Annotated in this window: 11 protein-coding genes; 4 read left to right on the top strand and 7 right to left on the bottom strand. The window is 69.6% G+C overall.

Translation table 11 applies throughout. The features are described 5' to 3' along the window. Window positions 1-180: 180 nt before the first annotated feature. Both RWH45_RS04250 and RWH45_RS04245 read left to right on the top strand, forming a co-directional pair. Window positions 181-1,062, top strand: a complete 882-nt coding sequence (locus RWH45_RS04250; RefSeq protein ID WP_315993648.1) for a helix-turn-helix domain-containing protein — start codon at window positions 181-183, stop codon at window positions 1,060-1,062. A 182-nt stretch (window positions 1,063-1,244) separates the two neighbouring features. Continuing rightward, a complete protein-coding gene (locus tag RWH45_RS04245; RefSeq protein ID WP_315993647.1) occupies window positions 1,245-2,816 on the top strand; it encodes a tyrosine-protein kinase domain-containing protein in 1,572 nt (523 codons plus the stop codon). A gap of 31 nt (window positions 2,817-2,847) precedes the next feature. Here the strand turns inward: RWH45_RS04245 and RWH45_RS04240 are convergent, their stop codons facing one another. Beyond that, window positions 2,848-3,138: a PqqD family protein gene (locus tag RWH45_RS04240; RefSeq protein ID WP_315993646.1), complete on the bottom strand. Its 291-nt coding sequence runs from the start codon at window positions 3,136-3,138 to the stop codon at window positions 2,848-2,850. After that, window positions 3,139-4,119, bottom strand: coding sequence for a nucleotidyltransferase family protein (locus RWH45_RS04235; protein WP_315993645.1), 981 nt, complete (start codon window positions 4,117-4,119; stop codon window positions 3,139-3,141). Between the two features lie 146 nt (window positions 4,120-4,265). On the opposite strand from RWH45_RS04235, the gene RWH45_RS04230 reads away from it, so the two are divergent. Further along, the gene (locus RWH45_RS04230) at window positions 4,266-5,093 is read left to right on the top strand and encodes a hypothetical protein (RefSeq protein ID WP_315993644.1); all 828 of its coding nucleotides are present in this window, start codon (window positions 4,266-4,268) and stop codon (window positions 5,091-5,093) included. Between the two features lie 16 nt (window positions 5,094-5,109). Here RWH45_RS04230 and RWH45_RS04225 read toward each other — a convergent pair whose 3' ends face one another. From RWH45_RS04225 to RWH45_RS04205, 5 genes are read right to left on the bottom strand one after another with little or no spacing between them, the layout of a single operon-like run. Next, window positions 5,110-6,339, bottom strand: a complete 1,230-nt coding sequence (locus RWH45_RS04225) for a polysaccharide biosynthesis protein (RefSeq protein WP_315993643.1) — start codon at window positions 6,337-6,339, stop codon at window positions 5,110-5,112. Continuing rightward, window positions 6,320-7,708, bottom strand: a complete 1,389-nt coding sequence (locus RWH45_RS04220) for an O-antigen ligase family protein (protein ID WP_315993642.1) — start codon at window positions 7,706-7,708, stop codon at window positions 6,320-6,322. Before RWH45_RS04220 ends, RWH45_RS04225 begins: the two co-directional genes overlap by 20 nt. Next, window positions 7,705-8,796 (bottom strand): glycosyltransferase family 4 protein, encoded by a 1,092-nt coding sequence (locus tag RWH45_RS04215; RefSeq protein WP_315993641.1) that lies wholly within the window; start codon window positions 8,794-8,796, stop codon window positions 7,705-7,707. Before RWH45_RS04215 ends, RWH45_RS04220 begins: the two co-directional genes overlap by 4 nt. Beyond that, window positions 8,793-9,494 (bottom strand): acyltransferase, encoded by a 702-nt coding sequence (locus RWH45_RS04210; RefSeq protein ID WP_315993640.1) that lies wholly within the window; start codon window positions 9,492-9,494, stop codon window positions 8,793-8,795. The genes RWH45_RS04215 and RWH45_RS04210 overlap by 4 nt, the downstream gene beginning before the upstream one ends. Window positions 9,495-9,498: 4 nt before the next feature. Then, entirely contained in the window at window positions 9,499-10,653 is a 1,155-nt protein-coding gene (locus tag RWH45_RS04205; RefSeq protein WP_315993639.1) for a glycosyltransferase, read from the bottom strand. 163 nt (window positions 10,654-10,816) lie between these two features. Between RWH45_RS04205 and RWH45_RS04200 the strand changes: the two genes are divergently transcribed. Then, on the top strand, window positions 10,817-12,580 hold the full coding sequence (locus tag RWH45_RS04200) for a DUF4012 domain-containing protein (protein ID WP_315993638.1): 1,764 nt from the start codon (window positions 10,817-10,819) through the stop codon (window positions 12,578-12,580). The last annotated feature ends 43 nt before the right edge of the window (window positions 12,581-12,623 follow it).

Raw genomic sequence — 12,623 nt, 5'->3', positions numbered from 1 at the left:
TGACTGTCGGAAGAAGCTGGCCGCTACCGTGCGGTGGAGGATCACGGCGCCCCGTCTCCCGAATGTAAGGGGGCGGGGGCGGGGCGCCGTGGTGCGGTCGTGCGCAGTGCTGCTCACACCGTCTATCCGTGCAACCACACCCCCTGACAAGCAACGCTGCGATCGAGGCTGGGGGGTCGAATGAGCAGCATCGCATCGTCGACCCTGGCGGTCGATCCGGACGCGGATCGTGCCCCGATCCGTGCGCTGTTGCGGGACCACCTGCGGATGTCGCGCATTCCGCATCCGGCCGGTGTCACCTCAGCCGGGCGCGCCGCGATCACGTTGCACGCGGTCGATCACGGTGATCTGTGGCTGTGGTCGGAGGCCGGCGATACCGGCTACATCGGGATCGTCTTCCCCGTGGACGAGGCGCAGGCGACCGTCGAGGGCGACACCCCGCGCGAGGGGGTGGACCGCGCGCCGATCGTCCTTCGCCACGGATTCCCTCTGCGCCTGGTCTGGAGCCGGGGAGCGGCGGCGACGCTGTGGCTTCCGCGGGCGGCGGTGGAGGACCTCGGCCTCGACATTGATCGCGTCTCGAGTCGGCCGTCCCTCACGACGGCCGCCCTGGCGGCGCGGGCATACGTGACGACGGTCGCGGGAATGCGGCCGTCATTGAGCATGGTCGAAGCGATGGTCATGGAGAGGACGCTCCTCGACATCGCGTTCGCGTTGTTCTTCTCCGCGGGGGAGCGCGAGGTGGTCGCGGCGGCGCGGACCTCGACGTTCAATCGCGTGCGGTTGCTGTTCGAGTCGAGGTTCACCGATCCGCGATTCTCGGTGGCGGCCGCCGCGGCGGAGCTGCACGTGTCGTCGCGACACCTCCACCGCCTCTTCGAGAAACGCGGGACGTCGCCGTCGACGTATCTCCGTTCGCTCCGCGTCGATTTCGCCCGTGCCCTCCTCGAGGTCCGAGCGGATTCGGGAATGACCGTGCAGCGCATTGCGCGGCAGAGCGGATTCGCATCGGAGCGGACAATGCGACGTGCTCTGTCCGAGACGTCGTCCGCCTCGGCATGACGTCGGTCGACGCCGACCTTCTCCGGACGCTAAGAATGAGAGTGTGAATGCGCTCGTTCGTGTTCACGGAGACGCGCGGGCGGGTTCTAGAATCATGTGCCCGAGGCATTCCTCGGAATTCGCGCTGAGACGCCCGGGGGGGCGAGGCTGTCGCGATGACGGCGTGAAAGGGAGTGTGTCCGGTGGAGTTGCAGACGTACCTGCGCATCATCCGAGTGGGCTGGGTGTGGCTGCTTCTCGGCACTCTCCTCGGCATCGGGGCCGCCGCGGGCTGGGTCGCCCTGCAGAAGCCCGTCTACACCGCGGATGCCAGCGGCTTCGTCGCCGTGACGGGCCAGGGTGAAGACACCGGATCCGCGCTCATCGCCGACAACCTCGCGAAGTCCAAGGTCAAGTCGTACATCGATCTGGGCACGTGGCGGTCGGTCGCGGAAGACGTCATCACTCAGCTGGGGCTCGACACCCGCCCGGAGACGCTCGTCGATCAGGTGCGCGTGAGCAATCCCGTCGACACAGTGAACCTCCTCGTCGTCGCGAATGCCTCGACGCCCGAGGGTGCGCGTGATCTCGCGCAGGCGTGGATCCAGGCGATGTCGTCCGAGATCTCGCGTCTCGAATCGCGAGACGGGGGCCAGGCGCTCGTGCAGCTCATCGCGGGGGATTCCGCTCAGCTGCCCCGCTCGCCCAGTTCGCCGAACTGGCGTATCGCGCTGGCCGTCGGCGGTCTCATCGGTCTCGCTGCGGGAGTCTCGGGGGCCGTGGTCCGATACGTTCTCGACCGCCGCATCCGATCTGCAGAGGTGGTCGAACGCGAGACCGGGCATCCCGTCGTCGGCACCATTCCTCTTGAGAAGTCCTTCACCGACACCGGTCGGCTGGTTCCCTTCGACGGGGGGATGAGCGGCGGAGCGCGTGCGAAATTCTTCCGCGTGGCGGAGTCGCTCCGCGAATTGCGCACCAACCTCCAATTCATCGACGTGGACAATCCTCCGCGCGTGATCGTCATCAGCAGCCCGCTCCCCGGCGACGGAAAGTCCACCACCAGCGCGAACCTCGCGATCGTGCTCGCGGCGAGCGGGCAACGCGTCGTGCTGATCGACGGTGACCTCCGACGGCCCATGGTGGCGAACATCTTCGGCCTGATCGACGGTGCGGGCCTCACCGACGTTCTGGCCGGTCGCGCTCTTTTCGATGAGGTCGCGCAGCCGGTCGGCGTCGACGGCAACCTCTTGGTCCTGGGAGCGGGGATGCTTCCCCCGAACCCGTCCGAGGTCCTCGGCTCGGAGCGCATGCGCGATCTCATGCGCACGCTGTCGGCGGATGCGACGATCATCATCGATGCACCGCCGCTGCTCCCCGTGACCGACGCCGCCGTGCTCGGACACCATGCCGACGGCGTGATGGTGGTGGCCAGCGTCGGCAAGACCACGATCGAGACGCTGAAGAAGGCGATGCTCAACCTCGAGAAGGCGAACGCGCGCTGCCTCGGGGTGGTCATCAACCGGGTGCCCGTCCGCGGACGCGGCCGCGGCTACGACGACTACCAGTACACCGGGGACTACTACGCGGCACCGCCATCGGCGACTCCGGAGACGGTGACGGCAGCGGGACCCGCGAAGGCCTCTAAAGGGAAGGCGCGAACGTCAGCGCGCGTGGATGAGGGGCCCGGCATCCGCCGGAGCACAGCGGTGGCGGCGTCGACGACTGGCGACAGTGCCTCGCCCTCGCGGCGCTCCCGCCGAGCGGCCCGCTGACGAAGCGCGCTCACGGGTCCAGCCGACCGGCTCAGCCGTCGCTCGGCTGCACGACGCCCTTCGTAGCGAGTGCATCGATGAAGGAGGCGACCGTCGGCCGCACGTCGGCCTCGTCCGCCTCCCAGACGCGGACGATCTCCGAGACGATCTCATCCTCGTCGCGAAGCCCGTCGATCAGCTCCCAGATCGCGACGCCCACATCGGACAGCCGGATGACGGCGAACGGCGTCATCCGTGCGGGGAGCGCGATGTACGCCGCCGAGCCGTCCCGCGTCCAACCGATTCCGGGTGAGCGCTGCCACACGGGCGTGGAGTGAGTCATTCACGACCTCCGTCGACGTGCAGCTTCGAGGATGCGGAGCAGCTTGGCGGGCGCGGTGACGATGCGCCGCAGGTAGAAGCGGAGCAGGCTGAGCGGATCGTCGGCGACGCCGAAGAACGCTTGAGCGAAGCGTGGGCTGGGGACGAGCTTACGAGCCGCCAGGCGTGCGCGGGCCGGCCAGCTCGCGCCGGCGAATTGCTCGGCAAGGGTCTCGGGGAGGTCGTCCGGCGACTCCACGCGTCGTCGCCACAATGCCGTCAGCCGGTCCGCTTCGGGCGACAGGGCGAAGGTATCGCCGGTGAGCCGTTTCAGGGTGTCGCGGAGGGGTCCGACTGCTCCCGTCGCCACAGCTCGTCGGGAGAGGTCGCCCATGTCCGCGCTCAGGCGCTCGGCTGCCCGTTCCTCGAGATCGAGCAGCTGGACGGCATCGCGGGAGCGGGCGGCGTGGAGAGCGGCGACGAGCCAGTGGTCGGTCGCAGAGGGGACGGGGCACACGCGGTGCGCCAGCTCGATCGTCGAGCGGGCCTCCCACAGGGTGTCGAACACGTCTTGAGCGGGGCTCAGGAATCCCGGATAGTACCGATGGAGGTCCAGGTGACAGGGCCACTGCGGGTGCTCCAGGGTTCGCGCGTGCGGCGCGAGCACGGATCCCTCTCGAGGGAGCTCGACCAGGACGGCCTTGTCGCGATCGGTCCACCCGCTCGAGCGGAGGAGGCGCCACAGGCGTTCGAATGCCGACGGATCGACCAGGACGTCGACGTCCGACGAACCGCGGACCGCGCGAAGTCCCTGATCCGCGAGCACACGACCTTTGATCGTCAGAACGCGGATGCCGTGCAGCTCCGCGAAATCGTTCACGGCCGCGGCGAGCAGCTCGACCGCCACATTGTGGGGGAGCGGGACCAGCTCGCTGGCTGGTCCGGGTGCCCCGGGCGGAGCGGCTGCGGTGCGGCTCCCCTCACGGCGACGTGTGCGTGCCATCAGCGTTCCGGTCGTCCCCACTTCATCCTTCGCGTGAGCGCGAGCCTACTTGAGTCTTCACCCTGGCGCGCAAGCCGCAGCAGTGCCTCGCGGCTGCCTTGCGTCCTCCACCCGGGCGCCGCGGGTGGAACCCGTATGCTGAGCGGGTGAATGATGCTGCCGTCGACCCGAGCCGACGATCCCGTCGGGAAGCACGCGTCGCCAACAGCGTCGAGATCGGCGGCGACTCTACAATCCCGGCGGACATCGGCGGCACGGCCGCGGAGCGGCCCGAGAGCCGGGGCGTAGGCCGAGCGTCTTCGACACCGCGGCGCGGCGCGGGCTTCGCCGGCACGTGGAAGCCCCTTGCCGCTGCGCTCGGGGCGCTCGTCGTCGCCCTCGCTGTCGGCTCGCTCGCCTCGCTCGCCTTCGACGGCGACGTCGGCCGCAGTATCGGTGCTCTCGCCGCAGCTCTCATCCTGGGCGCGACGGGACTCGCGTTGGCGGCCCGGACGCGCTTCGCCGGGTTCTTCTCGCTGCGGGCGCTCGACGTGCTGTGGGCCCTCGTGCTCGGTGTCATCCTGCCGTTCCTCACCGGCGTCTTCGCCGCTGATCTCGGGTTCCCCGCTCTCGCGGCCCTGTCCCCCCGCTGGCTCGTGCTCGGCGTCGCCGCACCCTTCATCGTCGTGCTGGGCCTGACGTTCTTCGCGATCTTCTTCGTCTACCCCGCCGCCGAGTCCTTCGCCGCCACGCGCCTGACGCCGGTGTGGAGCCGGGTCACGGCTGCAGCCGCGTCGACGCTCGCCTTCGCCGTCGTGCCGGCCGTGTTCTCCCCGACGGTGTCGGGGATGCCGCGTGCTCTCCTCATCGGCCTCGGCCTGGCGGCATCCGTCTTCGTCGCCCTGTCGCGTCGGCCGTGGGGGCCTCTGCTCGCCGGTCTGATCTTCACCGCCGTCTGGGTCGCGATGTCGGCCGCCGGTTACCTCCTGGCCTGATCGGCCGCGACGAGGGTCACCGACCGCGCAGCACCGGCACCGCAGCGACGCTCAGCGCCAGCAAAGCCGCGAGCTGAACGGCAGCGACGCCGGCGGCGGCGCCCGCGACCCCGCCGAGGCCCGCGCCGATGAGGACCGCGGGCACGATCAGCACGGCCGCCACGCAGACCGAGGCCAGATAGGCGCCGTCGCGCCCGGATGGCAGGACGACGCACATTCCGAGGGCGGTCGCCAGGGTCATCGCGGCGAGGGCGATGCCACCGAACAGAGCGGTGGGGGGGGCGATCTCGAAGCCCGGACCGAGCGCGATCGGGGTCGCCCAGGGGACCACCAGCGCGAACCCGGCGCCGAGCCCGATCGCGAGCAGCCCGTGGATGCCGACCGCGCGGCGCATCCGACGGAGCCCGGCGGCTCCGGCCGCGGACGACACCCACCCCTGGAACGACGACGTGATCATGTACACGCCGATGTAGCCGTACTTCAGCACGCGATCGAAGGGGGCGAAGCCGATCGCCGCGGGTGAGGTGGCCACGCCGAGGGTGGACAACGGCGCCGTCTCGGAGAACGTCAGCAGGCCGGCGGCCAGCGCCGTGCGCCAGCCCCCGCGGTAGGCCGACCGTGCGTCGAGCAGGGTCTCGCCGACCGCGAACCGCTCACGCAGGCCGATCAGCCACGTGGCGACGACGAACGCCGCGAAGGTTCCGGCCAGCAGGATCACCGGGTAGAGCAGGGGGATGCCGGTGGCGAGAGCCAGAACGGCTCCGACGAGGTTCAGCACGATGCGGGGGAGGGCGTCGAACACGAGCGACAGCAGAGGCCGGCCGACGCCGACCGCGTACCAGCTGAGGGAGAGCCCCTGCAGCGAGAAGGCCAGGGCCGAGACGATCGCGAGCGCGTGATCGTCGGCGTGGCTCGCGAGAGCGGCGACGACGGCCACGACGGGCAGGATCAGCACGCTGTTCGCACCCCGCACGACGATGCTGGCGCGGAAGACGCGCGAGGGGTGCGGCGACCGCGCTGCCTCGACCGGCCCGCGCACGGCCCAGCCGAAGGTGATGAGGGTCGCCGCGAGGGTTCCGAGCGCTTGACCGATCGCGATCTCCGCGAACCCCGTGGGGCCCGCGGCGCGCGTGATGAGCGGCAGCGCGATCAGGGGGGAGATGGCCGAGAGAGCGGACACCCCGGTCAGCAGGGCGACGCTGCGGGCGCGATGGGGCCGGGGCGCCTCAGGAGCGGTCGAGGTCACGCTCGTCCTCGGTCAGGGGCCGCAGCAGCACCGCGATGAGGATCCACGTGATCGCGAACCAGAACATGCTCGTGAGGGTCGCCGACAGCAGGTACGAGGCGAGCAGACCCGCCGCGATCGGCTTGCGCGCGCGAGGGACGCACACGAAGACCGCGACGAACAGTGCGACGAGCAGCCCGAGACCGACGATCCCTCCGTCGTAGAGCACCTGCACGGGCAGCATGATGATGTGCCCGCTGACTCCGGGGGTGCCGGGCTGTTCGTGTCGCAGGCCGAAGGTGTTCGTGCCGTTGCCGAACCACAGGTTGACGCCCTTCATCTCCTGCGCGGCGAGACCGGCGACCTCGAGACGGAAGCCGATCGTGCCGCCCTGGAAGTCGACGTCGCCGATCTTGTTCTGCTGCTCGGGGTTGGTCGGGTCGGGCTCCCGGGTGGGGGCGGGGGAAGGGGTCGCAGTCGGCGTCACGGCCGGGGCGCTCGTCGCGGACGGTGCGGAGGCCGTCGCTTCCGGCAGGGTGCGATCCGCGGGCTCGGTGCCGCCCAGCGCGGCGACGATGCCGTAGGTGACCACGAGCGTCCCGATCAGCACGAGAGCGGGCGCGATGCGCCGGACGCGTTCCCGCCAGCTCGAGCGCAGCGAGAACACGGTGAACACGCCGAACACCGCGAGACCGAGCACGAGACTGAAGACGGCCGTGCGCGTCTGGGAAGCCACGAGACCGAGGGGCACGGAGACGGCGATCGCCGCTGTCTCCCAGCGACCGATGCCGCGCCGGGTGATCGCGAGCAGCGTCCAGAAGATCAGGATCGATGCGTAGATGTTGGCCTCGATCGCGGTGACGCGGGCGACGTAGACCTCGTAGAGATAGTCGAAGTCGGCGCCGAGCGCCACCTGACCGCGGGTGAGGTTCGCGACGACGTAGGCGGCGAAGCCGACGAGCGCCCAGGGAGCGACTGAGAGTCTCCCGAGCCGGCCGGCGAAGTCGGCGCCCTCGGCGAGGGCCATCATCGACAGCAGCAACAGCAGATCGATCAGCAGCCAGATGAGGATCGACGCGCTCCACGTCAGGCTCGGCGAGAAGATCAGTGTCGTGACGATGTTCCACGCGACGAAGGCGGCGAACACGAGGGGCACCGGGTGCCGCAGCGCGCGCAACAACGCCGACCGCAGCACCGGATGGATCAGCATCCATCCCGCCAGCACGAGCGGCACGACCTGTTCGACGCGGACGCGGAACCCGAGGATCTCCGCGTCGTACCGGCCCAGGAACGAGCTGACCACCACCGCGGCGATGAGAGCGATCGTGATGAGGCGGGTCCGCCCGGTCAGCGAGGGCCGCTGGAAGGCCGAGGCGGTCGAGATCGTCACCGGGCGACCTCGTTCCAGAGCTCGTCGCGCATGAGCTGATCGAAGGTGTCGCGAGAGAACAACTGCTCGAAGCGAGCGCGAGCGGCGGACGCGGCGGCGCGCACGGTGTCCTCGTCGAGGCCCTCCAGCGCGCGGGTCCACGCCGCAACGTCTCCCGGGGCGACCAGCAGAGGGCTGTCTCCTGCGATCTCGCGCAGACCGCCCCCGTCGCTGGCGAGCAGGGCACGTCCCGCGCCGAGGGCTTCGATGGCGATCGTCGGCAGCGGGTCGGGCAAGGTGCTCGGCACCACCACGACGTGCGCGGCGTCGAGGTGTGCCCTCACCTCCGAGGTCGGGCCGACGACCGTGATGCTGTGCGGACGGGGAGAGGCCGCGACCAGGGCGGGAACATCGACGGCCTCGCCACTCGGGGGTTTGTCGCCCAGCACCGTGAGGTGCAGATCGTCGCGTCGCGCGGCGTTCCACGCGGCGAGCAGGACGGCGTGGCCCTTCCAGGCGTTCCACCGGCTCGCGATGATCAGGCGGATGCCATCGGTGAAGGGAGGCAGGTCGGTGGGGGCGTCCGCCGAGAAACCGTTGTTCACGACCCGGGTGCGCGCGCGAAGAGGCGGGGGCAAAACGTCGGCGACCGCACGGCTCACGGCGATGATGCGATGCGCGAAACGGAGGAAGGGGACGACGGCACGCGAGCGCTCGTCGATGTGCTCGTGAAGGTGCAGAACCACACGTGCGCCCGACGCGCGAGCAGCGGGTGCGGCCAGGGCCGCAGCGGCGGTGTTGAGGTAGACGAGCCGAGGACGAGCCGCCAGAAGGCGCACACTCGCGGTCAGCGTCCTCCATCCCAGCGCCGGCAGCCGCGCCGGGCGCAGATAGGCCCTGCGCATGATGGGCAGAGCGAGATGACGCACGCGGATGCCGGCATCCTCGAGCGCCCGCGTCAGCTGTCGCTCGGGGTACTCCACGTCGGTGGGCAACCAGACCTCGATGTCGAGATCGTCGGGGGCCGTCCGCAGCACCTCGAGCAGCACGCGATCGGCGCCGTACATCTCGTCGGAGGGGTGGATGACGATGCAGCGACGCGTCTTCACTCGGCGCTCCGCGACTTCAACTCCCGGGCGGGGATGCCACCGTAGACCGCGCCGGCGGGCACATCGCGGGTCACCACCGCGCCGGCGGCGACGACGGCGCCGTCGCCGATCGTCACGCCGGAAGTGATGGTCACACCGCTGGCGATCCAGCATCCGGATCCGATGGTGATGGGCGACCACTCGACGCCCTGCGACTTCACGTCGAGCGAGGGGTCGCTCATCACGTGATCCTCGGCGAAGACGCGCACACCGGGGCCGAGCATGGTCTTCTCGCCGATGGTCACCCCGCCGGAACAGCCGATGTAGCACCCGGGGGAGAGGCTGCTGCCGTCACCCATGACGAGCCCGACGCCGATCGCGCGAGAGTAGTAGCTGCTCGGGCGGATGAGCGACCCCGTCCCGATCGAGACGCCGTCGCCGAACCGGATGCCGTCTCGACTGAGACCCTGGATCTCGGCGAAGTCCTCGACGACCAGGTCACGACCGGCGTGCACGAGGTGAGGGTTGCGCACGCGCACGCCCCGCCCGATCAACGGCAGGCCCCGGACGGATCCGAGACGGGGGGCAAGGAGAGCCCCTCGCGCGGCCATCGGCCCGACCTTCGCCGCGAGTTGCGCACTCACGATGCGCCACCGGTCGCTGCCGGCCTCGCGCAGGCGCTCGCGCTGCTCGTGGATGATCTTCCCGGCGATGCCCATGGCGTCAGCGTTCCCGTTCCTGCGCTTCGTTCTTACGGTCGCCCGCGGGGTTCAGGTGCGCGCGCAGGAGCCGTTCGTACGCGGCGTTGACGCTCTCCCACGAGTACGCCTCGCGGGCGCGCCGCACCGCCGCCGCGCTGAGCTGCTGCTGTCGCTCGGGGCTGTCGAGTAGTCGACGGAGGGAGTTCTCGATGTCGGCCGGAGCCGGGCCGGTGAACTCGCCGGCGTCCGTTCCCAGCACCTCGCGACTGTGCACGGTGTCGCGCGCCACGATCGGCGCCCCCGCGGCCATGGCCTGTACGAGAGCGGGGTTGGTGCCGCCCACGCTGTGGCCGTGGAAGTACGCGCCGGCGTGCTGCCAGAGGCTGTGGAGGCGGTTGTCGTCGTGCACATGGCCGAACCAGTGGAAGCGGGGCAGACGCGTGGCGAGGGCGGCCGCGCGGTCGTCGAGCTCGCCGCCGTAGCCCGCCGAGCCGACAGCGATCACGTCGTGGGTCTCGGCCAGGCGCTCGGCGGCGTCGAAGAACGGGCCGACGGTGTTCTCCGGCACGAAACGTGCGACCAGCAAGGCGTATCCGCGGTGCGAGAAGCCGGGTTCGACGGGCAACGGTGCGGGCACGTCGGCACCGTAGGGGATGAACTCGCCCCCGACGCCGAAACGCGATTGCCACGCGTCACCGATGGTACGTGCGTCGACGACCCGTTCCGTGGACCATCTGGCCGTGACGTGTGCGCCCGCTTTGAAGACGGCTTTCCCCAGCGCGCTCCATTTCTCGCGTTCCCATTCGAGACCGTCCACGTTGACGATCGTGGGGATGCCACGAGCGCGCAGCATCGGGAGCCAGAAGCCGTTCGCGACATTCATGATGAGCGCGACGTCGGGTCGGCGACGAACCGCATCGAAAGTGGACGTGAACCCGTACGACAACGTGCTGAGAGCGCGCGAATCGACTCCCTTCGTCTGCCGTGAGACCACCCGGCGGTCGCGTTCGGGATCGTCGGGTTCGATCGACCCGGGACGCCCGTACACGGTCACATCCCAGCCGTGATCGACGAGGTAAGGAGAGAGCCGGCGAACCGCGGTTTCGAATCCGCCGTAATAGCTCGGATACCCCCGGGTGCCGATGATGGCGACGGATGGCGTGCGGTCGGATCCCACGCGGCTCCTCGTCTTTCGGCGGGTAGGAGTCGAATGAGCCCCCAGGGTGAGCGCTCTGCGCATCAACCGTCTTTCCATTCGACTCCGCTAGCATACCGATTTGCGCGATGGGCCCTGTTGCGCACGACGCCGGACCCTGGACTCGCGGCGTGAACGGAATGTGATGTCGCGTATCTCCCTCACCCGCCTGAGCCCCACGAGAATTGCGTGGATCGCGCTCGGCGTCGTCGCGGCGTTTCTCGTCATCGTCGTCGCGGCGGTCGGAATCGGCGCATTCATCGCGCAAAAAGAATTGCGCGCCGCCGTGCCCGTGGTCTCTCAACTGCAGGACGAGTTCGGGGGCGACGACCCGGCAGCCGTTCAGGCGTCCGTGAAGACGCTGCAGGGGCACGCAGCGGCCGCGCGCGGGGCAGCCGACACCCCGTTCTGGTGGGTGGCGGAGCAAGCACCGTTCGTGGGCCCCACTCTGCACGCGGTCCGAGAGTCGACTGTCGCGATCGATGAGCTGGCGCAAGGCGTCCTGCCCGCCCTGTCCGACATCGACCCGGGTCTCCTGCGCCCGACGGGGGGAGTGTTCGACATCGCCGCGCTTTCTTCACTCGCCGGCCCGGTGTCGACGGCGGCGGATGCCGGAGAGCGCGCGGCCGATGCCCTCTCCGGCGTCGACCTCGCCGACACGCCGGGCATGCTGCGTGGGCCGCTCTCGCAGCTCACGGGCGCCGTCGATGCCCTGCAGCCGGCGCTGTCTCGCGCGAACGCCGTGATGCCGCACCTGTCGACGATGATGGGCGCCGACGGCGCGAAGAACTACCTGCTCCTCGTGCAGAACAACGCTGAGGCGCGCGGAACCGGCGGCATCCCGGCATCCGTGGTCATGCTCCGCTTCGACGGCGGCAAGCTCGAGATCGCCGCGCAGGCGACGAGCCGTGACTTCACGAACAAGCGCGAGACGCCGATCATCGACCTCGACCCCGAGGTTGTGAAGCTCTACGACGACAAGGTCGGTCGGTACTCGCAGGACATCACGTCGACGCCCGACTTCACCCTGTCGGCCGAACTCGCCAAGGCTTACTGGACCGAGTCGTTCGGCACGCAGATCGACGGGGTCATCTCCATCGACCCCGTGGTGCTGTCGTACATCCTCCGGGCGACCGGTCCGATCACGCTGGCGACCGGTGACAAGTTGACCTCGAACGACGCGGTGAAGATCCTGCTGAGCGATGTCTACGCCAGGTACCCCAAGAACGACGACCAGGACGCGTTCTTCGCCTCAGCTGCCGTGGAGGTCTTCGACGCGGTCTCCTCCGGCGACTTCAAGCCTGTCCCCTTCGCAACGGCCGTTGTTCAGGCGGTCGACGAGAACAGGGTCTACTTCCATTCCTTCGACGACGGCATCGAGTCCGCATTCGACGGATCGCGTCTGTCCGGCCCGCTGCCGGAGAGCGACGGCCCCGACCAGACGACGCTGGGTGTGTTCGTCAACGACCTCACCGAGGGCAAGCTGAGCTTCTACACCTGGATGTCCGCCGACGTCGTCGCCGACCGCTGCTCTGCGGTGCCCACGTACACCACGACGGTGACCTTCGTGAATGCGCTCGACCAAGCGACCTCGGACGGTCTTGTGAACTACGTCGACGGCGCGCGGCACTACCCGAAGGGAACGATCGGGACGGACATCCAGTTCTACGGGCCCAGTGGCGCGCGATTCGTGAACGCGACGATCGACGGGACCGACGTCGAGATCACCAATGGTGAACACCTCGGCCGCCCCGTGGGTCGCATGTGGGTCGTCAACGGGCTGCAGCAGGCGCACACGCTGACGATGACCTTCGAGGGCGCGCCCGAAGACGGCGGCGAGGTGTCGCTCGTGCACACCCCCATGGTCAACCCGGTGCGCACCAGTGTGACCGAGACGGCGTGCGGCTGATCGGGTACAGCGGTTTGTCAGGAGCCTGACGACGCCGGTCCGC

Source organism: Microbacterium galbum (assembly GCF_032464915.1).
Classification (GTDB): Bacteria; Actinomycetota; Actinomycetes; order Actinomycetales; family Microbacteriaceae; genus Microbacterium; species Microbacterium galbum.
Note: the sequence above shows the minus strand (reverse complement) of the source record. Positions and strands in the feature narration are given on the sequence as shown.